We start from the raw sequence: 25187 nt of genomic DNA on the forward strand, positions 1-25187 counted from the left end.
TATTTTTGTAACAAATGTTTGACATTTATACAATTAGTAGTATTTTTATTCTTTCAAAATATGGAAAATTTAAACAAATTATGGTATTATTATAGTAAAATCAATTTGATTTAGTATATACAGATTTAATTTCAAAAGTAATATAAATAAGGCGGAAATGACTATGAAAACATATAACTTGCTTTATGAAAATTTGGAAAATGTAAAAATAAAAGGTGTTACAAAAACAAATATTCCAAAATTTAAAAAATTGGGAGTTTCTACACTTTATGATCTGCTTTATTTTTTCCCAAGAGCTTATGAAAATAGAAATAACTATAAGAAAATTGGAGAAATATTGGCAGATGAATTTGTGATTTTGCAGGGAACAGTTGTAAATGTGGCTAATCAGTATATAAAATCTGGAAGGACTATGTTTCGGGCTGTTTTGAGTGATGATAGCGGAATGATTGAGCTTGTGTGGTTTAATAACAGGTTTGTGAAAAATGGAATTCATATTGGGGATGAGATTACGGTTTATGGAAAAGTGAGAAAAACTATGAAATTTCAGCTTGTAAATCCTGAATATAAAAAAATCAAGCAGGCTAGTTTTGATATACAGGAACAAAAGCAGATATTGCCAATTTATCCATCTACAGAATCACTTAGACAGCAGGCAATCAGAAAAGTTATGGAAAATGCCCTGATGGACTATGGATATTTGCTGCAGGAAAATTTGCCAAAGGAGTTTTTACAGAAGGAAAAATTGCTTGGAAGAAAAGAAGCAGTTTTGAATATTCATTTTCCAGAAAATGAGGAAAAGCAGAGCAAGGCACGGAAAAGATTTATGCTTGAAGAAATTTTGCTTCTGGAAATGGGAATTTTGCAAAATCGTTTCAGCGTTGACAAGGCAAATAAAAATATTTATAAACTTGAAGATAATAAAAGTCTTGTAAGCAAATTTATAAAAAGTTTGGATTATAAATTGACAAGAGCGCAAAAACGTGTGATTAAGGAGATTTATTCTGAATTAAAGGCTGGAAAGATTGTAAATAGGCTGATTCAGGGGGATGTTGGCTCTGGAAAGACGATTGTTTCATTTATAATGCTTCTTTATATGGTTGAAAACAATTATCAAGGTGTAATTATGGCGCCTACAGAAATTCTTGCAATGCAGCATTATCTGGGAATTATAGATGAATTTATGAATCTTGATGTACGAGTGGAACTTTTGACTGGGAGTGTGAAGGGAAAGAAAAAGGAAAAATTGCTGAACGAGATAAAAGAAGGACTTGTTGATATTGTAATTGGAACACATTCTTTAATTGAAGATAACGTAATTTTCAAAAATTTGGGACTAATTGTAATTGATGAGCAGCACAGGTTTGGAGTAACACAAAGAAAACTCTTACGTGATAAGGGAAATCTTGCCAATTTAATTGTTATGAGTGCCACTCCAATTCCACGTTCGCTTGCACTTACAATTTATGGAGATTTGGATGTTTCGATTATTGACGAGCTGCCTGCTGGAAGAAGTCCGATTAAGACAAAGTGGATACAAAATGAAATTGACAGACAAAAAATGTATAATTTTATGGAAAAGAAAATGAAGGATGGACGGCAAGTTTATATAGTGTCGCCGTTAATTGAAGAAAGTGAAACTTTGAATGTAAAATCGGCACAGGAAACTTATGAGGAATATATTTCAATTTTTCCAAATAGAAAAATTGGGCTTATGCACGGACGTCAAAGCTACAAGGAAAAGCAGAAAGTCATGGAACAGTTTAAAAATCACGAACTTGACATTTTAGTTTCCACAACAGTAATCGAAGTTGGAGTAAATGTGCCAAATGCTTCGATTATGGTAATCCGTGATGCTCAAAGATTTGGACTTTCTTCGCTTCATCAGCTGCGTGGAAGAGTTGGACGTGGGAAATATCAGTCCTACTGCTTTTTGGAATCTGAAACGACAAATGAAATTTCGGTAAAAAGATTGAAAGCTATGGAAGAAACAACAGATGGATTTAAAATTGCTGAAGAAGATTTGAAATTACGTAATTCTGGGGAAATTTTAGGAACAAGGCAAAGTGGAGTGTCTGATATGCTTTTTACGGATATTGTAAAAAATGTGAAGGAAATTAAACTTGTGCATGATTTTGTGGTGGAATATTTGGAAAAAAATGATGGGAAAATAGAAAATGAATTTTTGAAAATGGATATTTATAAAAAGTTTTTCAATAATTCAGAAGATTAATTTGAAATATAGTAAGGAGAAATTTTGTGAAACAGTATTTGGCAGATTTTGGGCTGCTTTTTGTGGGGATATTTTGGGGACTTGGATTTGTATTTGTAAAAATTGGGTTAAATACTGGAATTGATCCATTTTATTTATCGGCGATTAGATTTCTTGTGGGAGGGCTTATTCTTTACGGGATTTTCTTTAGAAAAATTGGTAACTTTACAAAACATGATATTTTTGCTGGATTGATAGTTGGAATTTTTCAGTTTTTTGGATATGCCTTTCAAACTTATGGGGCAATGCTTACAACTGCCAGTAAAAATGCTTTTTTTACTTCGATTAATGTTATAATTGTGCCTTATATTTTTTGGCTGCTGCATAAAAAGCGTCCCGATGTTTTTGCATTTCTGGCTTCAGTCATTTGTGTGATGGGAGTTGCTGTAATTAGTTTTGACAGGAAGATGAATCTTGCAAACCTTAATTTTGGAGATATTTTGACAATTATAAGTGCGGTGTTTTTTGCAGGGCAGATTGCAACGAATGGATATTTTAGTAAAAAAGTTGAGCCGTTAAAATTGGTCATTATGCAAATGCTTGTGGCGGGAATATTATTTGTAGCAAACTTTTTTATTTTTTCAGATGTGAGTAAAGTTGAAAAGCCTGCTGGAATGATGCTAGTTTCGATAATTTATTTGACAATTTTTTCAACGGCGATACCGACAGTGCTGCAGACATTTTGCCAAAAATATACGACTTCTACGAGGGCTTCAATTTTAATGTCGACAGAATCGTTATTTGCTCCACTTTTTGCATTTTTTATATTAAGTGAAAGATTATCACTTAGAGTGGCAGTTGGAGCAGGATTAGTGCTTTTTGCGGTGCTAGTATCAGAAACTAAATTGGGATTTAAGAAAATTGAGGAATAAAATAAAAAATTAATTGATGTTTTGTATTAAAATTTATCAAATAATATGATAAAATAAATGTGCGATAATGAGTTTAATAAGGAGAGAAAAAATAAAAATGAAAATAGTTTTATATGGACATCCAACTTTACGAGAAAAAGCGGAAAAAGTTGATGAAGTTGATGATAATGTAAGAGAAACTTTGGATGAAATGGTTGCTCTTATGAGAAAGGCTAATGGAGTGGGACTTGCAGCAAATCAAGTGGATATTGCCAAAAGATTTTTTGTGCTTGAGCACGACGGGATTTTAAAAAAGGTTGTTAATCCTGAAATTCTGGAATTTTCTGAGGAAATTGCAGATATGGAGGAAGGATGCTTGAGTATTCCTGGGGTTTATAAAAGGGTTAATCGTCCTGCAAAAATCAAAGTAAAATATTTGAATGAAAATGGGGAAGAAGTTGTTGAAGAATTGGAGGAAATGTGGGCTAGGGCATTTCAGCATGAATTTGACCATATTGAAGGGATTTTGTTTACAGATAGGCTTTCAATTTTGAATAAAAGGCTTGTTGCTAAAAAGCTGGATGTTTTAAAGAAGGATTTTGCTAAAGGTAGAGTTTACAGGGACTTGGATTAGAATATTATTTTTATTTAAATAAAATAAATGAATTTTGAAAAAAGTCAGGAAAGTGGGGAAATTAAATGAAAACAATATTTATGGGAACACCTGAATTTGCAATACCAAGTTTGGAAGTTGTATTTAAAAATACTGATTTACAGCTTATTTTTACAAAAGAGGACAAAAGAAATGCTAGAGGGAATAAAATAATATTTTCTCCTGTAAAGCAGTTTGGAATTGATAATAATGTGGAAATTATTCAGCCTAGAAAAATGAAAGATGAGGAAGTTATTAATAAAATTAAGGAAATAAATCCTGATTTGATTGTAGTTGTAGCTTATGGAAAAATTTTACCAAAAGAAATTATTGATATTCCCAAATACGGGATAATAAATGTTCATTCTTCACTTTTGCCAAAATATCGGGGAGCTTCGCCTATTCATTCTGCTATTTTAAATGGAGATGCCGAAACTGGAGTGAGCATAATGTATATTGAAGAAGGGCTTGACTCTGGAGATGTGATTTTGAGGGAATATTGTGAAATTACAGAAGATGACACTCTTGGAACTTTGCACGATAAATTGAAGGAATTAGGAGCAGATGGGCTTACTAAGGCTTTGAAATTGATTGAAAATGGGGAAGTTCAGGCGGAAAAGCAGGATGACAGCAAGGCTACTTTAGTGAAGCCGATTACAAAGGAGCAGGCAAAAATCGACTGGAATAATACAAAGGAAGTCATTTATAATCAGATACGTGGATTGAATCCGTTTCCGGCGGCATATACTTTTAATGAAAAAGGTGAAAATATAAAAATTTACAAAAGTGAAAAAATTGATAAAAAGTATGAGGATGAAAATGGAAATGAAATAGAAAATGGGACAGTTGTTGAGATTATTAATAAAAAAGGGCCTGTTGTGAAAGTTGCAAATGGTGGGCTATTGATTTTGCAGGCAAAATTTGAAGGGAAAAAGCTTCAAAGGGGAGCCGATATTATTAATGGACGTAAAATGACAGCTGGAGAAAAGTTATTATAGCGTCTATCTTAAAATGTGGGTAGAAAGTTAGGCTATATTTATAGCTAATCTATTTTTTTGAATGTTTTATTATAATTTTTAAGTGGATAATTTTCTAATTTTCATAGGAGGAAATATGAAGTTAAAAAAATTGGAAATTTCAGAAAGAGTTGTACAAAGATTGACAGAATATTTATCTATTCTAAAGGAAGCGAGAAAACAGGATAATGAAATAAATTCAATTGAACTTGCTAAAATTATGAATACCACTTCTGCTCAAGTGCGTAAGGATTTATCGACATTTGGTGAGTTTGGTGTGCGTGGAAAAGGTTATGATGTTGATAAATTGATAGAAATTATTACAGAAATTCTTGGAATTGACAAAATTAACAATATTATAATTGTAGGGCACGGTAAAATGGGAGAAATGCTTTCATCAAATTTAGATGTTCTAGGTGAAGGATTTAAAATTGTTGGAATATTTGACAAGGATAGTAATAAAATTGGAAAAATAGCTGCAAATGATTTGATTGTTCAAGATATTAGAAATGTAGGAGAATTTATAAAAAATATGAAAAATGATTCTAATACGAAAATTGATATGGCAATTTTGGCAGTTGTAAAGGAACAGGCACAAATTGCAGCGGAAGGACTTGTAAAAAATGGGATTTCTGCGATACTCAATATGACGACTTATAAATTGGAACTAGGTGAAAATGTAAAAGTTGTGGATATGGATATTTCAGCGAAGTTGCAGGAATTGAATTTCTGGAGAATAAATAATATAAGTGAAAAAATATAAAAATAAGAGTTTAAAATATTGTATAAATTAGGTTTTACAGACTTTTATGAATAATAAAAAATAATATTGAAGGGAGAGCTATGACTATAATTGATGGAAAAGCACTTTCAGAAAAGACTTTGGAGAAAATCCAAGAAGTACACGGTGAATTGCAGGAAAAGGTTGGCAGAAAAGCTGGACTTGCTGTAATTATAGTAGGAGAAAATCCAGCTTCTAAGATTTATGTGAGAAATAAAATAAGAGCTTGTGAAAAAGTTGGATTTCATTCTGAAACAATTAGACTTGATGAAAATATTTTAGTGGAAAATTTACTTTTGGAAATTAAAAAATTAAATAATGATGACAGTATAGACGGTATTCTGGTTCAACTGCCGCTTCCAAAGCATATTGATGAACTTGAGGTTATAAATGCAATTTCAGCAGAAAAGGATGTTGATGGATTTCATACGACTAATATTGGGAAAATGATGATCGGAGATGAAACAGGATTTTTGCCTTGTACACCCTTTGGAGTAATTCAAATGTTTGAAGAATATGGCATTGAATTGACGGGAAAAGATGTTGTTGTAATTGGTCAAAGTAACATTGTAGGGAAACCAATGTCGCTTTTATTGATGCAAAAGCATGCAACAGTTCAAACTTGTAATTCAAAAACTAAAAATTTGTCTAAAAAACTTCAAAAGGCTGATATTATAATAGCTGCAGCTGGATCTCCAAAATTAGTTAAAGGTTCGGATGTGAAAGATGGGGTTGTTGTAATCGATATTGGAATAAATAGAGTAGATGGGAAATTATGTGGAGATGTGGATTTTAATGAAGTTTCAAAAAAAGCCTCATTTATTACTCCTGTCCCTGGCGGAGTTGGTCCAATGACAATTGCAATGTTAATAAAGAACACATTTGAATCATACAAACAGAGAATAAAGAAATCTAAATAAAAAAGAAAGTGAGAAAATAAATGAAGGATAAAATTAAATTTATTGAAAAATTAGCTGAAAGTATGAATGAAAACAAAATTGAATCGGTAAAATATGAAGATAATGATTTTGAAATTTCATTAACTAAGAAAAAGAAGGAAAGAAATGTTATTTTTGGAAGTCCAATAGCTCAACCTGCGATATCTTCAAATATTTCACAGGAAGTGCAAGTTCAAGAGGAAGAAGTTACCGCTCCAGTACAGCAGGAGACTCCAGAAGAAATTTCAGGAACAAAAATTACTTCTCCAATGGTTGGAACTTTTTATGCTTCTCCATCGCCAACAGCAGGACCGTTTGTAAAGGAAGGAGACTCTGTTACAGAAGGGCAAACACTTTGCATAGTTGAGGCAATGAAACTTATGAATGAAGTTAAATCAACAGTTTCAGGAAAAGTGAAAAAGATTTTTGTGAAGGATAACGAAAGTATAAAAAAAGGTCAAACATTGATGATTATTGAATGATTATTATAAAAAATATAAATAAAAAAAGAAGGGATAAAATTTGGAAGAGAAAAGGATTTTGTTGAATGTTATTCTATTGTTAGTTTTATTGTTTTTTACATCATTTTTATCAGCTGCAGAATCTGCGTTATCATCACTTAAACAGATTCATTTAAAAAGCGATTCAAAAGAAAAGGAAGTGACTAGGGAAAGCGAACTTTTAAAGCTTTGGTTGGAAAATCCAAATGAATTGCTTACAACGCTTTTGTTTATAAAGACAATTTCTTATTCTTCAATGGTTTTTACAGGAGTTTATTTAATAAAAAAAATCTATGAAAAAGGTTTTTATGTGGGAATCTCATTTTTTGTATTAATTATTTTTATTTTATTATTTTCAGAATTAGTTCCAAGATTGGTAGCTAGAAATAACATTTATGGGGTTTCTAAAACATTGATAATACCGCTAAATACAGTAAGAATTATTTTAAGACCATTAATTCAGTTGTTTATACATATTTCAAGATTTGTTGTTGGAATATTTAAAATAAAAGTAAAGGATCAAATGTTTGAGATAACAGAAGATGAAATTTTGACTTTTTTAAAGGCTGGAACAGAAAGCGGTGTATTTGAAGAAGGCGAAGAGGAAATGATAAGCAGTATTTTTGAATTTTCAGAAACAACTGTCAAGGAAATACTTACTCCTAGAATAGATGTTTTTGCATTGGAGGCTGAAAGCAGAATTGAAGATGTATGGAATGAAATTTTAGATCAAGGATTCACACGTATTCCTATTTATACCGAAACGATTGACAATATTGTAGGAACAGTTCATATGAAGGACTTACTTCACTATGATAGGCAAACAGGTGAAAATCCCCCTATAAAAGATTTTATGAAGGAAGCTTATTTTGTCCCAATTACAAAGCCATTAGTTGAATTGCTGGAGGAATTCAAGTTAAAACAGCTTCATATGGCAATTGTAATTGATGAATATGGAGGAACTCAGGGAATAGTTACAATCGAAGACTTGCTTGAGGAAATTGTTGGTGAAATAAGAGATGAATTTGATCAGGAGGAAGAAAATATTCAACAAATTCGTGAAAAAATATTTGATATAAGAGGAGACACCCCCATTGAAGAAATAAACGACAAATTGGAAATAGAAATCCCGTTGTCTGAAGAATATGATACAATTTCTGGTTATATTCAGGATAAATTGGGAAAAGTTGCCGAAGTTTTTGATCAAGTAAAGGAAAATAACTTTATATTGAAAGTAACTGATGTGGATAATAAGCGTGTTGAAAGAGTAAGAGCGATTATTATTGAACAAAAGAAAAATGATGAAGAAGCAAGGAGAGAAAATGGAAGAGACTAGACCTCGAATACGTGTAGCAGGAATTCTTATTGAAGATGACAAAATTTTACTAATTCAGCATCATAAAAATAATAAAAAATACTGGCTTATTCCTGGTGGAGGAAATGACTGGGGTGAAACTGCAAAGGAAGCATTAATTCGAGAATATAAGGAAGAAACAAATATGAATATAGAAGTTGATGAATTTTTATTTTTTTCAGAAACTATCTATCCAAATAAAGAACGTCATATTTTAAATTTATTTTTTAGAATACACCGCAATGAAAAAAATAATAGTATTATAAAATTAGGAGATGAAGCTGTTTTAACAGATTTAAAATTCGTGACAAAAGAAGAACTAAAAACAATGATAGTTTATCCAAATATCAAAGAAAATTTATTAAAATTAATGAATGGTGAAAAGATAGAAAATTATTTAGGAAGTTTATGGAATGAATAAAAAATGCTAATATAATTAAATTTTAGAAAAGAGGAAAAAAATAAAATGACAATTGAAGAAAAAGAAGAATTAAAGAAATTAGTACGTTCAGTAGAGGATTTTCCAGAAAAGGGAGTAATTTTTAGAGATATTACAACAGCTTTAAAAAATAAAAAAGGATTGAAAATTATTATAAAAGATTTTACAGATAGATATAAAGATAAGGGAATTGATTATGTAGTAGGTGCCGATGCAAGGGGCTTTATTTTTGGAGCTGCTATTGCATATAATATCGGAGCTGGATTTGTACCTGCAAGAAAACCTGGAAAATTGCCAGCAGAAGTGGAAAGTGTGGAATATTCATTAGAATATGGGAAAAATAGCATAGAAATTCATAAAGATGCCTTTGAAAAAAATTCAAAAATATTAATAGTGGATGATTTGTTAGCAACTGGAGGAACAGCTAAAGCAATGGTTGAACTAGTGGAAAAATTAGGAGCCAAAGTTTATGAATTGGCATTTATGATAGAATTGGCTGATTTAAAAGCTAGAGACTTGTTGAAAGATTACAAAGTGTACACTCAATTAAAATACTAAGTAATCGAAAAATAAAGTGCCTAAGATTAATAATTGGGTACTTTTTTTAAAACTGTCTAAAATACTTAAAACATAGTGTTTGATGAAAAATTTCAAATCAAATTTTACAATACACTAAAAAAATTTCAAAAAAGTAGTTGACAAACAATCCCTTTTATGATAATATATATCTTGTCGATACGAAAATGTATCATGGACAATAGAGATATTAATAATGTAAAGAAGCAATTAAGTGTATAATCAACAAGTCAAGCATCTTGAAAAAGATGGCGTCAAGACTAATTAGGTGAATTTAAATATATGCGAATATATTGAATGAAGAGTTTGATCCTGGCTCAGGATGAACGCTGACAGAATGCTTAACACATGCAAGTCTTTGGCGAAGCTGTGCTTGCACAGCCTAGCCAAGGCGGACGGGTGAGTAACGCGTAAGGGACTTGCCCTGCAGTCAGGGATAACAGACGGAAACGACTGATAAAACCTGATAAAGTCAGGCGGACTCATGTCCAGCCTGATGAAAAGGAATGCTGCAGGAGAGCCTTGCGTCCTATTAGCTTGTTGGTGGGGTAACGGACCACCAAGGCGATGATAGGTAGCCGACCTGAGAGGGTGGACGACCACAAGGGGACTGAGATACGTCCCTTACTCCTACGGGAGGCAGCAGTGGGGAATATTGGACAATGGGGGCAACCCTGATCCAGCAATTCTGTGTGCACGATGAAGGTCTTCGGATTGTAAAGTGCTTTCAGCAGGGAAGAAAAAAATGACGGTACCTGCAGAAGAAGCGACGGCTAAATACGTGCCAGCAGCCGCGGTAATACGTATGTCGCGAGCGTTATCCGGAATTATTGGGCATAAAGGGCATCTAGGCGGCCGGATAAGTCTGGGGTGAAAACTTGCGGCTCAACCGCAAGCCTGCCCTGGAAACTATGCGGCTAGAGTACTGGAGAGGTGGACGGAACTGCACGAGTAGAGGTGAAATTCGTAGATATGTGCAGGAATGCCGATGATGAAGATAGTTCACTGGACGGTAACTGACGCTGAAGTGCGAAAGCTAGGGGAGCAAACAGGATTAGATACCCTGGTAGTCCTAGCTGTAAACGATGATTACTGGGTGTGGGCATGAAGAGTGTCCGTGCCGAAGCAAATGCGATAAGTAATCCGCCTGGGGAGTACGGCCGCAAGGCTGAAACTCAAAGGAATTGACGGGGACCCGCACAAGCGGTGGAGCATGTGGTTTAATTCGACGCAACGCGAGGAACCTTACCAGATCTTGACATCCTGCGAAGGTCTGCGAGAGCAGGCTGTGCCTCCGGGAACGCAGAGACAGGTGGTGCATGGCTGTCGACAGCTCGTGTCGTGAGATGTTGGGTTAAGTCCCGCAACGAGCGCAACCCCTATTGCCAGTTGCCATCATTAGGTTGGGGACTCTGGCGAGACTGCCTGCGAAGAGCAGGAGGAAGGCGGGATGACGTCAAGTCATCATGCCCCTTATGATCTGGGCTACACACGCTACAATGGCACAGAGAGCTGCAAGGCGGCAACGCCAAGCCAACCTTCAAAGCCGGTCCAAGTTCGGATTGAAGCCTGCAACTCGGCTTCATGAAGCTGGAATCGCTAGTAATCGCAGATCAGCAATGCTGCGGTGAATACGTTCTCGGGTCTTGTACACACCGCCCGTCACACCACGAGAGTTGTCTGCACCTGAAGCTGCCGGTCCAACCGCAAGGGGGAAAGCATCTAAGGTGTGGATAGTGATTGGGGTGAAGTCGTAACAAGGTATCCGTACCGGAAGGTGCGGATGGATCACCTCCTTTCTAAGGAGCAATAAGCACTGCTTCTTTACATATCTTTATATCTGTCAGGACAATGGGAAATGAATAGTAGGTAAAAGATTATAACTGAACTGGAGTAAAAAAAGTTATTCTGGATAAAAAAGCTAGAAAGGGCACACGGAGGATGCCTAGGCAACAGCAGCCGACGAAGGACGTGATAAGCTGCGATAAGCCGGGAGGAGATGCACATAATCGCTGATCCCCGGATTTCCGAATGGGCAAACCTGCATGCCTGGAGGGCATGCGTGAAAACGGCAAGCCTGCGAACTGAAACATCTAAGTAGCAGGAGGAAAGGAAAGTAAAAACGATTCCCTGAGTAGCGGCGAGCGAACGGGGAAAAGCCTAAACCGTGCCAGTGCCAAGCGGACAGCGTTGCTGGCACGGGGTTGCGGGACTTCCATTAACGGATTGTCATAATGTTTAATCTGCATATGTGTAAGTGGAACCAGCTGGGAAGCTGGACCGAAGAAGGTGAAAGTCCTGTAGAACATAAAGCGTATGTGGAGACTGGAAGCACCCGAGTAGCGTCAGGCACGAGGAATCTGGCGTGAATCAGCGTGGACCAAATCACGCAAGGCTAAATACTGCTGTTGACCGATAGTGAAGAGTACCGTGAGGGAAAGGTGAAAAGAACCCTGAGCAAGGGAGTGAAACAGAATTTGAAACCGTGTGCCTACAAACGGTAGGAGCCCGTTCCGGGTGACTGCGTGGATTTTGGTTAATCATCCTGCGAGTTATGGCTGGTGGCAAGGTTAATAGACGGAGCCGAAGGGAAACCAAGTCTTAACAGGGCGACAAGTCGCCGACCATAGACGCGAAACCTAGTGATCTAGTCCTGTCCAGGCTGAAGCTGAGGTAAGACTCAGTGGAGGGCCGAACTCACCGCCGTTGAAAAGTTGGGAGATGAGGCAGGTCTAGGGGTGAAAAGCCAATCGAACTAGGAGATAGCTCGTTCTCTCCGAAATGCATTTAGGTGCAGCCTTGAACTGAGATATGTGGGGGTAGAGCTCTGTATGATCTAGGGGGCGTACTGCTTACCGAAATCAAGCAAACTTCGAATACCATATATTATGTTCAGGAGTGAGTCCGTGGATGACAAGGTCCTCGGACGAGAGGGGAACAGCCCAGACCGCCAGCTAAGGTCCCTAATTATGTCTAAGTGGGAAAGGAGGTGGACATTCATAGACAACCAGGAGGTTGGCTTAGAAGCAGCCATGCCTTGAAAGAGTGCGTAATAGCTCACTGGTCGAGAGTGCCTGCGCCGAAGATGTAACGGGGCTAAGACATAAACCGAAGCTGCGGAAGGTACCTTGTATCTTGGTAGGAGAGCGTTCTGTAGGCCGTCGAAGGGATGCCGCAAGGCCATCCTGGAGGTATCAGAAGCGAGAATGCAGGAATGAGTAGCGAGAAGGCGGGCGAGAATCCCGCCGGCCGGAAGTCCAAGGTTTCCAGGGGAAGGCTTGTCCGCCCTGGGGAAGTCGGGACCTAAGCATAAGCAAAATTGTGACGGCGAATGGAAAACAGGTTAATATTCCTGTACCGCTGTTATCGCTTGAGAGACGGAGTGACGCAGGAAGGTATGTGAGAAGGCTGACGGTTTAGCCTTTCTAAGGGCCCAGCGTGGGCGCGCAGGAAAATCCGCGCGCCTAGACGTGAGACCTGACGGGGAAGTGCATTTGCATAAGTCGCAGATCCTACACTGCCAGGAAAAACTTCTATCGATGAGAAGCAGCGCCCGTACTGTAAACCGACACAGGTGGACAGAGTGAGAAACTTAAGGCCGACAGGATAACTCTAGCTAAGGAACTCTGCAAAATAGCCCCGTAACTTCGGGAGAAGGGGTGCCTGACATACCTGAAGAGAGACGCTCCCAGGGGAAACAGGCCGCAGTGAAGAGTCTCAAGCAACTGTTTACCAAAAACACAGGTCTATGCTAAGCTGAAAGGCGACGTATATGGGCTGACACCTGCCCAGTGCCGGAAGGTTAAGAGGAGGGGTGAGAGCTCCGATTTGAAGCCCCGGTGAACGGCGGCCGTAACTATAACGGTCCTAAGGTAGCGAAATTCCTTGTCGGGTAAGTTCCGACCTGCACGAATGGTGAAATGATTTGAGAGCTGTCTTGGCTGGAGACCTGGTGAAGTTGTAATGCCGGTGAAGATACCGGCTACCTGCAGTAGGACGGAAAGACCCCGTGGAGCTTTACTGCAGCCTGGCATTGGGTTCTGGCAGTGTGTGTATAGGATAGTTGGGAGACTGTGATGCAGTGGCGTCAGCCATTGCGGAGTCGCTGTTGGAATACCAACCATATGCTGCCGGAATTCTAATCTGGCAACGGAGACAGTGCTAGGCGGGCAGTTTGACTGGGGCGGTCGCCTCCCAAAGAGTAACGGAGGCGCTCAAAGGTTCCCTCAGGCTGGATGGAAATCAGCCTGAGAGTGCAAACGCATAAGGGAGCTTGACTGCAAGACTGACGGGTCGAGCAGGTACGAAAGTAGGAGTTAGTGATCCGGCGGTTCCGCATGGAAGGACCGTCGCTCAACGGATAAAAGCTACCCCGGGGATAACAGGCTGATACTTCCCAAGAGTCCATATCGACGGAAGTGTTTGGCACCTCGATGTCGGCTCGTCTCATCCTGGGGCTGGAGAAGGTCCCAAGGGTTGGGCTGTTCGCCCATTAAAGAGGCACGCGAGCTGGGTTCAGAACGTCGTGAGACAGTTCGGTCCCTATCCACTGCAGGCGCCTGAATACTGAAAAGATCTGACCTTAGTACGAGAGGACCGGGTTGGACAGACCTCTGATGCATCAGCTGTCACGCCAGTGGCACGGCTGAGTAGTCACGTCTGGCACGGATAACCGCTGAAAGCATCTAAGCGGGAAGCCAGCTTTGAGATGAGTATTCGCAGTATCCATAGAGAACATATGGTTGATAGGCTGGGGGTGCAAGTGCAGCAATGCATTCAGCTGACCAGTACTAATATTACGTCTGCTTTTAAGGTGATCTTTTACTTCTGCTATTTATTTCTCATTGTCTTGATAGGCAGCATATATATCCAGTTTGGTGATGATAGCGACAGGGATACACCCGGTAACATTTCGAACCCGGCAGTTAAGTCTGTTAGCGCCTAAAATACTTGGACTTGTCCTGGGAAGATAGGCGGTTGCCAAACTTTTTTGAATATGTGTGTCTCCGTAGCTCAGCTGGTTAGAGCATCTGACTGTTAATCAGAGGGCCGTTGGTTCAAGTCCAACCGGGGACGCCATTTTTTTTATTTATAAGGAAATTAGGTTTAATACTAAACCCTATTAAAATAATGAATTTATTATAAATCTTTTAGTAGATTAAATCTGATATTTGTTTTCAGATAATTAAAGTAAATAATAGTATTTATCTTATTAATTATAAAAAATTAAATTTATACTAAAACATGGAGTTTGACAGTGATGACTGTTTTACTCCATGTTTATTATTGTTTTATTAATTTTAATATTTAATATAAATGTTATATATTGATAGATTGTATAATAAAATGCAACAAATTTAAAATAAAATATATATGATTTTTGGTTAAGAATAGATAGTTATTTTAATTAAATTTGATCTTACAATGTTATGTATTTTCCATTTTTGAAGGTAAATATTTTATATTGCCCGTTACCGATTAATTTCCGCTCATCTAAATCATCGGCTTCTTTATTTTGGATATAGTTAAAAAATAATTCTAAAACAGTTCCATGTGTTACGATTAGAATATTTCCTGATTTTTGTTCTTCTCTAATTTTTTTTAAACCCTTTAAAAAACGTTCTAATCCATCTTTTAATTCTTCTCCTTTTATATTTTTGGCATTGTAATTTTTTACATCATAAAAGTAATTATGGGCTTCTTTGGGAAATTTAAGAAAAGTTTCTTTAAATGTCATACCTTGCCATTCTCCAAAGTGAATTTCATTTAGTTCAGGTAATTTTTTCAATTTTAATTTTTGATCTGAAGTTTTTTCTTGTTCATAATTATTATTTTGTAAAATTATTTTTGCAGTAGCGAATGTCCTTCCCATTTGACTTGTGTAACCTGCTTTAAATTTTATATTTTTAAGTTTTTCAGCAGTTTCTTTTACTTTTTCAATTCCTTCTAATGTAAGTGGTGAATTTAACTGTCCTTGAAATTTTTCCAATACATTCCACTCAGTTTGTCCATGTCTAACAATATACAGTTTTAACTCATTATCCATATTTTTTATTATCCTTTCAATTTTTATATGAACTCAAAATATTATTTATTATTTAATTTAGAAATTCGAGTCAGCTTAATATTTTATATCATATCGGAAAAATTTTTTCAACTTTTATTTTTTGAAAATATTTTAATAAAAAAATTTGGTAAAATGTCGCAATTAATATTGCAATTTATGATATAAAAAAATAATTTATTAATTTAGAATGGTATTTATATAATTTTCTAAAAAAATATAAATTATTATTTTAAAACAAATATAATTAAATTAACAGAATCATATTAATTTTAAGTCATAAATTAAAATTTTTAAAATAAGTATAAATAAAAAATAAATAATGTGGTATAATTAAAAAGTAGTAATTTAGAATATAAAATATAGAATTAGTATATATTTTATATTATGTTAAGAGAAATTGGGGGGGTATAATTGGAGGAATTTAAATTATATAGGAAAGGGAAATTAGATGATTTGGATAATTGGTGGAACAAAAGATTCTAGGATTATTTTAGATGAGGTTATGAAAGTTAGAGAAGATGATATTATGGTAAGTACAGCTACTGAATATGGTGGAAAATTGCTTGAAGATGTGTCTAAAGATAAGCGGATACATGTAATCTCAGAAAAATTAAGTATATTGCAAATTGAAAATATAATTTTTGAAAAAAATATTGATTAAATAGCATAGCCGTGAAATTAAGAAAGGCAATGTAAATATAGTCAGCATATATAGAAATATGTATGTGAAGGTGGTTAAAAAGCTGCCTAATACTGCTTGAATTGCTGGAAAACCCTAAAGCCAATTTAACAACAACATAATATCTATTAAAAGCTCTTTATATGAAAAAAATTTAGATATAAGTGTGACTGTTGCGAAAGCGGAAAAAATAAATTGGATGGCATAAAGATATAAAATTTATTATGGTTAAAACCTAAGTGCTGAAATTAAATAGAATAATGGGCAATCAGCAGCTAAGACCGAAAGGTAAAGTTCAACGACTATTCCATTTAGGAAGTACACCAAAGCTGGTGGAAGTGGGCAGACCCAAACAGATAAAGCTGTGGGATAAGATATAGTCTGTGCTTAATAGAAATATTAAGAAGTTTAAAAGTATCTTTAAAAAATATAAGATATTAAGAGAACTGCATAGGAAGTAGCGAATCTATGTGAACAACAACTTCTAAAGATTAAATCAATTTTTGATTTTATTAAGAGGTTCAGTTAATTATTGATGCAAGTCATCCATATGCACAAAATATTAGTAATACTGTTATTTCAATGATAAGTTATTTGAATGAGCGGAATATAGCAGGGGGAAAAATAAAATATGTAAGATTTGAAAGAAAAATATTAGATTATGGAACTGAAAATGTATTTCAGTTTAAAAATTTGCAGGAAATAAATGTATTTTTAAATAAATTTGAAAATAAAAATATATTGAGTACATTGGGATCAAATACTTTAGCAGAGTTAAGAGGTATAGCAGAAAAAAATAATTTGTTTATTAGAATATTGCCAACAACAACTTCTATACAAAATGCAGAAAAACTTGGATATTTGCCAAAGAATATAATTGCTATGCAAGGACCTTTTTCTAAAGATATGAATGCTGCAATATTGAAAAATTATAAAATTGATTAAAACTACAACTATAAAATATACAATTGAAACTAAAAATTGTAAATTAACTTGTAAAGTATAGTCAGCATATATAGAAATATGTATGTATAGGCAGTTAAAAAACTGTCTAATACTGCTTGAATTGCTGGAAAACCCTAAAGCTGATTTGACGACAACATAATATCTACTTTAAAATAAATATAAATATAAAGATATAAGTGTGATCGTTGCGAAAGCGGAAAAAATAAATCAGATGGCATAAAAAATAAAAATGGTTAAAACCTAAGTGCTAAAAGAAAATTTATCAAAAGAACAATGGGCAATCAGCAGCCAAGACCGCAAGGTAAGGTTCAACGACTATCCCTTTAGGGAGTACACCAAAGCTGGTGGAAGTGGGCAGACCCAAACAGGTAAAGCTGCGGGGTAAGATATAGTCTGTGCTTAATAGAAATATTAAGAAGTTCAATAATATCTTAAAAAAATATAAGGTATTAAGAGAACTGCATAAGAAGTAGCGAGCTTTTGTGAACTAAACTCTCTCTCTAATAAAATGAGAGATTTCAGTATCTTATTACAAAGGAAAGTGGAGAAACAGGTGGAGAACTTCAAAAGGTTCAAGCATGTCAAGAATGTGGAGTCATTATTTTAACAATAAAACGTCCAATATTGGACTATGGGACAGTTTTTAATACGATTAAAGAATTAATTGAATTTGTAAGTCAAGAAAATTGATTGGATAGTGGTAAAATTATGAAAGGAAGGGAAAATTAGGATTGAAAAGTGTACAAAAGGAAACAATAATTGAATTTGAGGAAAAAAAATCTAAATTTATTGGATATATTAAGCCAGTTTCAGCAGTAATTGAAGCAGAAAAATTTATTGATTCAATAAAAAAAATACATCCAACAGCAACCCATAATGTCCCGCTTTATAGAGTTGTAGAAGATGGGCAAGAATATTTTAAATATAATGATGACGGTGAGCCTAGCAATACAGCTGGAAAACCTATGGCAGAAATATTAAAAATTTTAGATATTTATAATGTTGCACTAGTTGCTACAAGATATTTTGGAGGCATAAAACTTGGAGCGGGAGGACTTATAAGAAATTATGCTAAAACTGCAAAGTTAGCTGTTAATGAAGCAGGGATTGTAGAGTATGTAAAAAAGTCTATTTTTATTTTAGATTATGATTATGAAAATATATCTGAAACTGAAGCATTTTTAAGTGGAAATGCTCGAAAATTTGGAATAGAAATATTGGAAAAAAATTATTTAAATAGAGTAACGATGAAAATATCAGCGAATGATGAAATTGAAACTGAATTAAATAGATTGCAAAAAATTATTGTAATAAAAATATAAAAAAGGGAAAATAGAAAAACTTGAAGAAATATAAATTTTTTAAAAAAAAGTTGTTGACAAATAATTTTAAATATGGTATCATATTTCTTGTCTGTGAGTATTAAAAAAGTAAATAGATAAGAGTATGAATGAGCGGCCTTCGTCTAGTGGTTAGGACTCCAGGTTTTCATCCTGGCAACAGGGGTTCGATCCCCCTAGGCCGTACCAAATTTAAAATTGAATATAAAATTTAAATGGTGATTATTATGGTCGCATAGCTCAGTTGGGAGAGCACCTGCCTTACAAGCAGGGGGTCATTGGTTCGAGCCCAATTGTGACCACCATTATGGAGGTGTAGCTCAGCTGGTTAGAGTGCTTGCCTGTCACGCAAGATGTCGCGAGTTCAAGTCTCGTCACTTCCGCCATTTATGCCGCTTTAGCTCATCTGGTAGAGCAACTGACTTGTAATCAGTAGGTGGTTGGTTCGAGTCCGACAAGCGGCACCACTATTTAAAATTTAGAATGTTGTGGAGAGGTTCCCGAGTGGCCAAAGGGATCAGACTGTAAATCTGCCGGCTCAGCCTTCGAAGGTTCGAATCCTTCTCTCTCCACCATTTTTTTTTATAAAGATAAAAATAGTTATAAATATAAAATTATAATTCGTAGGAGGAATTATTAGCTATGGTTAGAAAAATAAAAGGAGCAGGAAATAAATCAGGTGGGAATCAACAAGATATAATTAAACAGGCTCAGGTAATGCAACAGGAAATGTTAAAAATTCAAGAAGGATTGAAAGATAAATTTGTAGAAAGTTCAGTAGCAGGTGGTGGAATTACTGTTAAAGCCAATGGTCAAAAAAAATTAGTTGATTTATCAATTTCTTTGGATGTTTTAAAAGATGCAATTGAAGAAAATGATTCAACAATTGTTTCAGATTTAATTATAAATGCAGTAAATGAAATTTTAGATAAAGCTGAAGAAATGGCTGAAAAGGAAATGGAAGTGGTTACTGGCGGAGTAAGTATTCCAGGATTATTTTAGTGAAAAAAATAAAATTATTTTAAGTAGATGCTATTATGTCAGAAAGTAATTTACCTAAGAATATAGAAAATAGAGAACCTAAATGTAATAAAGTAATCTATTGTTTGTTAGCTTGGTTTTTTGGAACTTTTGAAATTCATGCATTTTATGCAGGTAGAAAACAAGAAGGAATATACTTTTTAATCGCGGGAATAATAGGAACACTAACAACTTTTATTTTAGTTGGTTATGTAATTATTCTTATTGAATTTATAATATGTGTTATTCAAATTGTAAACGCAATACAAAAACCATCTGATGAATTTGGAAGAATATCAGATTAATTAATAAAAGAATACTTAAAAAATAAAGGGCTGTTTTTAATTAAGTTAGAAATAGCTTTTTTTATTTTATAAGAAAAATAAATTTATTTTTAACAATTTTTATCCCTTTATTTACTATTTCTTGTAATATTATAAAAAAAGACTAATAAAAATATAAAAAATATGGTAAAATAATATTGTATATTCAAACTTAAAAAAGGATTTATTATAAAATTATTGAAAAAATGGAAAATGAAAAATGGAGGAAAATATGAAACATACAGTAGCAATTGTTGGTAGACCCAATGTTGGGAAATCAACCTTATTTAATAAATTAGTGGGGGACAGGCTGTCAATTGTGAAGGATGAGCCTGGAGTTACTAGAGATAGGCTATATCGTGAGATGGAGTGGAGCGGGAAAGAATTTATACTGGTGGATACTGGTGGGCTTGAGCCACGAACTGAGGATTTTATGATGGGGAAAATTAAGCAGCAGGCACAAGTTGCAATTGATGAAGCGGATGTAATTATATTTTTAGTGGATGGGAAAGCTGGGATTACTGGGCTCGATGAAGATGTGGCAACTGTACTTAGAAAGCAGGATAAAAAAGTTGTTGTGGCTGTAAACAAAATTGACAATTATATGCGTGATCAGGAAAATATTTTTGAGTTTTATGGACTGGGATTTGAGGAAGTTATTGGAATTTCCGGAGAGCATAAGACAAATTTAGGAGATTTGCTGGATGCTGTAATTGATAAATTTGAGGATAAAAAGATAAAGCAAACTGAAGATGGACTTAGTATTGCTATTTTAGGAAGACCAAATGCTGGAAAATCTTCACTTGTAAATAAACTTTTAAATGAGGAGCGTTCTATTGTAAGTGATATTGCAGGAACAACTAGAGATACGATTGATTCCAGCTTGAAATATGATGGAGAAACTTATACTTTAATTGATACGGCAGGAATTCGTAGAAAGTCAAAAGTGGAAGATGATATTGAATATTATAGTGTATTACGTGCAATGAAATCTATAAAAAGGGCGGATGTATGTGTGCTTATGCTGGATGCGACAGAGCTTTTGACGGATCAGGATAAGAGAATTGCAGGAATGATTTATGAAGAGAGAAAACCGATTATAATTGCTATAAATAAATGGGATTTAATTGAAAAGGATAATAACAGCGTAAAGGAATTTACTGAACTTGTGAAGGCTGATTTGGCATTTTTAGATTATGCACCGATTGTTACAATTTCTGCATTGACTGGAAAAAGAACTTTGAATATTTTAGAGCAGGCTAGATTTATTAATGAGGAATATCATAAAAAGATAACTACTGGTCTTTTGAATCAGATTTTGTCAGAAATAATAGCGCAAAATCCGGTTCCAACGAGAAAAGGTCGAGCAGTAAAAATAAATTATGCAACACAAGTAAGCCAAGCACCGCCGAAATTTGTATTTTTTGCAAATAATCCAGAATTAATACATTTTTCTTATCAAAGATATATTGAAAATAAATTGAGGGAATATTTTGGATTTGAAGGATGTCCGATTGATATTGTATTTAATAAGAAGAGTGAAAAGTCTTTTGGATAGATTTATAAATTTAGAATTACTGTTTAATAAAAATTTTCTATATTTTAGAAACTGGTGTTATAGAAAGGAAAAGTAAATGAAATTTTACAATGAGGAAAAGCTGTTAAAATTAAGAAATATTTTAATTGTAACAGTATTGGCACTTTTAGCACTTTTGTTATTTTTTAGAGTTTACGATAATTTCGCAAAACAAATAAAACTTGTTACAAGTACAATTTTTCCATTTATTTTATCGTTTATAATCGTATACTGTCTTATGCCTTTTATTGATATGATAAGTGAAAAAAACAAAAATGACATTTTTTTAAAAAATGATAAACTTAATGAGCTGGAAAAAGTGGAAAAGATGAATATAAGCGATTCAGAAAAAAGAAAAAAAATAGAGTTGTTTAATGAAATTTCACAGAGTAAGAAGAAAAAAAGAATTAAATTAAATCGTACATTTGCAATTTTACTTGTACTAACTATATTTTTTGTGATTTTTCTTTATATTGTTTTGACAATTGTGCCAATATTTACAAAGCAGGTATCGAGTCTTATTGATTTTTTGCTAAAAAATCAGGAAAAGCTTCAAAATAATTTTTTTGGATTTCTTAAAAGTAATAATATTGACCTTAAAAGTTCTCTGATGAGTTCTAAGGATATAATTGTATCCAATGTTATAAAAGTATTAAGTTCAAGTTTTTCGTTGATAAGCAGCACATTCAGTCTGCTGTTTATGACTCCTATTTTTACAATAATGCTTATTTTCAGTTATGATAACATGGAAAATGGAGTTAAAAGAGCATTGCAGAATATGGATAGAGAAGACTTGATTGTTCTTATAAAAAATATGGATGAAACAATAGGGAAATATATTCTTGTAACAGCACTTGACAGTATGATAGTTGGAGTTGTATCATTTATAATATTTTATTTTTTGAAAATGGATTACAGTATGCTTTTTTCAGTAATTATAGGTTTTGGGAATGTGATTCCGTTTATTGGACCGTTTATTGGACTGATTCCGGCTATACTTTATGCTTTTACAAAATCATTTAAATTAGTGATTTTTATTGTAGTGCTAATTACGATTGTGCAAACTGTAGAAGCAAATATTGTAAAACCGTGGCTTACTGGAAAATCTGTGGAAATGCATCCAATTACGACACTTTTAGTAGTTCTTATTGGAGGGGCTTTATTTGGAATTGGAGGAGCATTTATTGCAATTCCTGCATATATCATTATTAAATTAACTTTCCTGTTTTTTTGGGAAAAATATACTGTAGATAATAAATTAAATAAAAATAGAAAATGAGAAAAGGGAGTGAAAATTTATGGGTAATAAAGGAAAAATGGAAATTCAAAAATGTATTTATTTTTCAATTTCAAAAATGTTTAGAATAGTTAATAAAATAGCGGAAGAATCATTTGAAAAGATAGATATTTATCCAACACACGGATTTTTGATGATTATATTGAAGGAAGAAGAAAATGGGCTTACAGTAAATCAAATATCTGAAACATTGGCAATAGCTCCATCGACAGTTACACGCTTTGTGGATAAATTAATTTCCAAAGGATATGTGAAAAGGGAAAAGTCTGGAAAAAATTCAATTACTAAAATAACTGAAGAAGGTCTGAAAATAATACCTGACATTTACAAATCGTGGGATGGAATTTCAGAAAAAATAGAAGAAGTTGTAGGAAATGAAGAGTATTTAAGAAAAACTGGCGAAAATTTTAAGGAATTTGCAGATGTACTTGGAAAAGATAAAAAATATGACAAAATAAGTGAAGACTTTGATTTTTGGATTATATAAATTAATTTAAACTCTGTTTAAAGACAGAAGTTATATTTTATTAAATAGTGCAAGAACACTCGCAACTTTAGTCATGAGATGAATTGCACAAAAATTTTAGTAAGCATAGGGAAACTTGTATGTAGATACAGAGAGAAGCTGTACAACAAAGAAACTGAATTGCTGGGAACTCTTAAAGCTAGTATGACCACAACATAATACTTAAGTGAGAATATGGTATAAATGTGATGGTGGCGAAAGCAGAAAAAATATACTAGATGGTGCAAGGTTAAATCTTAAACATTATGATAATAGACAATCAGCAGCTAAGCCTGAAAAGGAAAGCTCAACGACTATCCCTCGTGAGGGGAGTACAATACAAGCGATTGGTATTGGAAGTGGTTTCGCCTAAGGTGTTGAGATACACTATGGATAAGATATAGTCTGTACTTGTTAGAGATAACAAGAAGTTCAAGATATTCTTTTCTCCTTAACTTGTTAAGGAGTGAAAATATTAGGAGAACTGCATAAGTAGTAGCGAACTTATGTGAACGACGCTTTCCACTGTCGTGGGAGGTTCAGATTATTTGCTATTAAGAGTTTTTGGATTCTTGTAAGCCTGCTATTCAAATGGGAAATAGTATAAAATATTCGCGAAAAAAATTCGATGTATCAGCATTGATAAAAAAAGTAATATATGGTAAAATAAAAGAAAATGTATTAAATAAATAATGGAGGAAAAAACTATGAGAAAAGTAATAGTAGCTGGAAACTGGAAAATGAACAAAACTGCGAAAGAAGCAGCAAAATTCTTTAATGAATTGAAACCTTTAGTAGCAGATGTTAAAAATGCAGGAATTATAATTGGAGCACCTTTTACTGCATTGGAAACAGCAACTAGAGAAACTGCAGGAAGCAACATTAAAATTGCCGCTGAAAATATGAACGCTAAAGAAAGTGGAGCATATACTGGAGAAGTTTCACCATTAATGTTAAAAGATTTAGGTGTGGAATATGTAATTTTAGGACATTCTGAAAGAAGAGAATATTACCATGAAAATGATGAAATTATCAATGAAAAAGTAAAATCAGCATTAGCTCACGACTTAAAACCAATTTTATGTATTGGGGAAAAATTAGAACAAAGAGAAGCTGGAACAACTAATGATGTTGTAAAAACTCAAATTGTTGGTGGATTAAAAGACGTTACAGCTGAACAAATGGCAAATGTTATACTTGCTTACGAACCAGTATGGGCAATTGGAACAGGTAAAACTGCAACTCCAGATCAAGCTCAAGAAGTTCATGCATTCATCAGAGGATTATTAACTGATCTATATGGAAAAGAAGTTGCAGAAAATGTAACAGTTCAATATGGTGGTTCAATGAACGATGGAAATGCAGCTGACTTAATTGCTCAAACAGACATTGACGGTGGATTAGTAGGAGGAGCAAGTTTGATTCCTGAAAAATTTGCTGTAATAATAAAAGCTGGAGATGCAGCAGCTAAATAATTGTTTTTATTTTAAAAATAAAAAATAATTAACTATTCTCTTGTTTTTTAGATTATAGGAGGAACTAATAAAGTGTTAGAAAATTTGTTAATAGTAGCTTTAGTAATTTTATCAATCATTATGATAAGTGTAATTTTACTACAGCCAGACAGAAGCCAAGGTTTAGCAAAAAGTTCTGCAAATATCTTGGATGAAGAAAAAGAAGGAATTGAAAAATTTACAGAAATCGTTGCAACATTATTTCTAGTTGTTGCAATTTTATTCCAAATTGTAAGATAAATAATTTTGAATAGAAATTTTAAAAAGTAAATTTTTTTGTTTTTTTGTAAAAATATTAGAATCACAGTTAAGAATATTAGCTGTGATTTTTTTTTCAGTTTTTTTCAGAAAAATGTTATAATAATAAAAGATAATTTATAAAGTGAGTTTTTGTCAATAAAAATTTTTTCTGTAGTTTTTTGTTTTTTCATTTTTTAACAAAAAGATAGCAAGAAGTCTCCGACTTCTATAAGTGGGAGATGAATTGCTTTTTTTGTAAAAAAATTAAAAAAAGGATATGT

At 33.9% G+C, this 25187-nt stretch carries 21 protein-coding genes, 6 tRNA genes, 3 rRNA genes and 1 pseudogene; 30 read left to right on the forward strand and 1 reads right to left on the reverse strand.

From position 1 onward, the window contains the following. Positions 1 to 163: 163 nt before the first annotated feature. From recG to FVE73_RS01060, 14 genes are all read left to right on the forward strand, one after another. Entirely contained in the window at positions 164 to 2233 is a 2070-nt protein-coding gene (recG, locus tag FVE73_RS00995; protein WP_018499222.1) for an ATP-dependent DNA helicase RecG, read from the forward strand. A gap of 26 nt (positions 2234 to 2259) precedes the next feature. Next, a complete protein-coding gene (locus FVE73_RS01000; RefSeq protein ID WP_018499221.1) occupies positions 2260 to 3144 on the forward strand; it encodes a DMT family transporter in 885 nt (294 codons plus the stop codon). A gap of 97 nt (positions 3145 to 3241) precedes the next feature. Next, on the forward strand, positions 3242 to 3757 hold the full coding sequence (gene def / locus FVE73_RS01005) for a peptide deformylase (protein ID WP_018499220.1): 516 nt from the start codon (positions 3242 to 3244) through the stop codon (positions 3755 to 3757). Between the two features lie 65 nt (positions 3758 to 3822). Beyond that, on the forward strand, positions 3823 to 4773 hold the full coding sequence (fmt, locus tag FVE73_RS01010; protein WP_018499219.1) for a methionyl-tRNA formyltransferase: 951 nt from the start codon (positions 3823 to 3825) through the stop codon (positions 4771 to 4773). Between the two features lie 115 nt (positions 4774 to 4888). Then, entirely contained in the window at positions 4889 to 5554 is a 666-nt protein-coding gene (locus tag FVE73_RS01015) for a redox-sensing transcriptional repressor Rex (protein ID WP_018499218.1), read from the forward strand. A gap of 80 nt (positions 5555 to 5634) precedes the next feature. After that, a complete protein-coding gene (gene folD, locus FVE73_RS01020; protein WP_018499217.1) occupies positions 5635 to 6492 on the forward strand; it encodes a bifunctional methylenetetrahydrofolate dehydrogenase/methenyltetrahydrofolate cyclohydrolase FolD in 858 nt (285 codons plus the stop codon). Positions 6493 to 6512: 20 nt separating this feature from the next. Then, complete coding sequence (accB, locus tag FVE73_RS01025; protein ID WP_018499216.1) at positions 6513 to 6992, forward strand: acetyl-CoA carboxylase biotin carboxyl carrier protein; 480 nt, start codon at positions 6513 to 6515, stop codon at positions 6990 to 6992. A 40-nt stretch (positions 6993 to 7032) separates the two neighbouring features. Next, complete coding sequence (locus tag FVE73_RS01030; RefSeq protein ID WP_018499215.1) at positions 7033 to 8346, forward strand: hemolysin family protein; 1314 nt, start codon at positions 7033 to 7035, stop codon at positions 8344 to 8346. Next, positions 8333 to 8785: an NUDIX domain-containing protein gene (locus tag FVE73_RS01035; protein WP_018499214.1), complete on the forward strand. Its 453-nt coding sequence runs from the start codon at positions 8333 to 8335 to the stop codon at positions 8783 to 8785. Before FVE73_RS01030 ends, FVE73_RS01035 begins: the two co-directional genes overlap by 14 nt. Before the next feature lie 45 nt (positions 8786 to 8830). Further along, positions 8831 to 9361, forward strand: coding sequence for an adenine phosphoribosyltransferase (locus FVE73_RS01040; protein WP_018499213.1), 531 nt, complete (start codon positions 8831 to 8833; stop codon positions 9359 to 9361). A 312-nt stretch (positions 9362 to 9673) separates the two neighbouring features. Continuing rightward, positions 9674 to 11178: ribosomal RNA gene (locus FVE73_RS01045) — 16S ribosomal RNA — on the forward strand. Positions 11179 to 11293: 115 nt separating this feature from the next. Then, positions 11294 to 14191, forward strand: a 23S ribosomal RNA gene (locus FVE73_RS01050). A gap of 61 nt (positions 14192 to 14252) precedes the next feature. Beyond that, positions 14253 to 14365: ribosomal RNA gene (gene rrf, locus FVE73_RS01055) — 5S ribosomal RNA — on the forward strand. The 16S, 23S and 5S rRNA genes sit together here with 1 tRNA gene alongside, the layout of an rRNA operon. Positions 14366 to 14381: 16 nt before the next feature. After that, a tRNA-Asn gene (locus FVE73_RS01060) sits at positions 14382 to 14458 on the forward strand. Positions 14459 to 14798: 340 nt separating this feature from the next. Here the strand turns inward: FVE73_RS01060 and FVE73_RS01065 are convergent. Beyond that, entirely contained in the window at positions 14799 to 15425 is a 627-nt protein-coding gene (locus FVE73_RS01065) for a histidine phosphatase family protein (RefSeq protein ID WP_018499281.1), read from the reverse strand. Positions 15426 to 15894: 469 nt separating this feature from the next. Between FVE73_RS01065 and FVE73_RS01070 the strand changes: the two genes are divergently transcribed. The 16 genes and pseudogenes from FVE73_RS01070 to secG all read left to right on the forward strand — a co-directional run bounded on the left by FVE73_RS01070 (position 15895) and on the right by secG (position 24906). Further along, positions 15895 to 16107 carry a precorrin-6A/cobalt-precorrin-6A reductase gene (locus tag FVE73_RS01070; RefSeq protein ID WP_018499280.1) on the forward strand — a complete coding sequence of 71 codons (213 nt, stop codon included), beginning with the start codon at positions 15895 to 15897 and terminating at the stop codon, positions 16105 to 16107. Positions 16108 to 16656: 549 nt separating this feature from the next. Then, positions 16657 to 17070 (forward strand): precorrin-6A/cobalt-precorrin-6A reductase, encoded by a 414-nt coding sequence (locus FVE73_RS01075; RefSeq protein ID WP_081617792.1) that lies wholly within the window; start codon positions 16657 to 16659, stop codon positions 17068 to 17070. A gap of 546 nt (positions 17071 to 17616) precedes the next feature. Further along, positions 17617 to 17781 (forward strand): annotated as a pseudogene (locus FVE73_RS01080) (precorrin-6A/cobalt-precorrin-6A reductase); the annotation flags it as partial. A gap of 41 nt (positions 17782 to 17822) precedes the next feature. Next, positions 17823 to 18413 (forward strand): IMPACT family protein, encoded by a 591-nt coding sequence (locus FVE73_RS01085; protein WP_018499278.1) that lies wholly within the window; start codon positions 17823 to 17825, stop codon positions 18411 to 18413. Positions 18414 to 18545: 132 nt separating this feature from the next. Further along, positions 18546 to 18620 (forward strand) — tRNA-Glu (locus FVE73_RS01090). A 40-nt stretch (positions 18621 to 18660) separates the two neighbouring features. Beyond that, a tRNA-Val gene (locus FVE73_RS01095) sits at positions 18661 to 18736 on the forward strand. 4 nt (positions 18737 to 18740) lie between these two features. Further along, positions 18741 to 18817: transfer RNA gene (locus tag FVE73_RS01100), tRNA-Asp, on the forward strand. 5 nt (positions 18818 to 18822) lie between these two features. Continuing rightward, positions 18823 to 18898, forward strand: a tRNA-Thr gene (locus FVE73_RS01105). A 23-nt stretch (positions 18899 to 18921) separates the two neighbouring features. After that, positions 18922 to 19006 (forward strand) — tRNA-Tyr (locus FVE73_RS01110). Between the two features lie 67 nt (positions 19007 to 19073). Further along, positions 19074 to 19433: a YbaB/EbfC family nucleoid-associated protein gene (locus FVE73_RS01115; RefSeq protein WP_018499277.1), complete on the forward strand. Its 360-nt coding sequence runs from the start codon at positions 19074 to 19076 to the stop codon at positions 19431 to 19433. A gap of 35 nt (positions 19434 to 19468) precedes the next feature. Beyond that, positions 19469 to 19756 (forward strand): NINE protein, encoded by a 288-nt coding sequence (locus FVE73_RS01120; protein WP_018499276.1) that lies wholly within the window; start codon positions 19469 to 19471, stop codon positions 19754 to 19756. A 250-nt stretch (positions 19757 to 20006) separates the two neighbouring features. Next, positions 20007 to 21332 carry a ribosome biogenesis GTPase Der gene (der, locus tag FVE73_RS01125; RefSeq protein WP_018499275.1) on the forward strand — a complete coding sequence of 442 codons (1326 nt, stop codon included), beginning with the start codon at positions 20007 to 20009 and terminating at the stop codon, positions 21330 to 21332. 76 nt (positions 21333 to 21408) lie between these two features. Then, entirely contained in the window at positions 21409 to 22629 is a 1221-nt protein-coding gene (locus tag FVE73_RS01130; protein WP_018499274.1) for an AI-2E family transporter, read from the forward strand. A gap of 19 nt (positions 22630 to 22648) precedes the next feature. After that, entirely contained in the window at positions 22649 to 23134 is a 486-nt protein-coding gene (locus tag FVE73_RS01135) for a MarR family winged helix-turn-helix transcriptional regulator (RefSeq protein WP_018499273.1), read from the forward strand. Between the two features lie 725 nt (positions 23135 to 23859). Next, positions 23860 to 24627 carry a triose-phosphate isomerase gene (tpiA, locus tag FVE73_RS01140; protein ID WP_018499651.1) on the forward strand — a complete coding sequence of 256 codons (768 nt, stop codon included), beginning with the start codon at positions 23860 to 23862 and terminating at the stop codon, positions 24625 to 24627. Positions 24628 to 24699: 72 nt separating this feature from the next. Beyond that, positions 24700 to 24906, forward strand: coding sequence for a preprotein translocase subunit SecG (secG, locus tag FVE73_RS01145; RefSeq protein WP_018451309.1), 207 nt, complete (start codon positions 24700 to 24702; stop codon positions 24904 to 24906). The last annotated feature ends 281 nt before the right edge of the window (positions 24907 to 25187 follow it).

It is taken from the genome of Leptotrichia wadei, assembly GCF_007990545.2.
In the GTDB taxonomy this organism is placed as follows: Bacteria; Fusobacteriota; Fusobacteriia; order Fusobacteriales; family Leptotrichiaceae; genus Leptotrichia; species Leptotrichia wadei.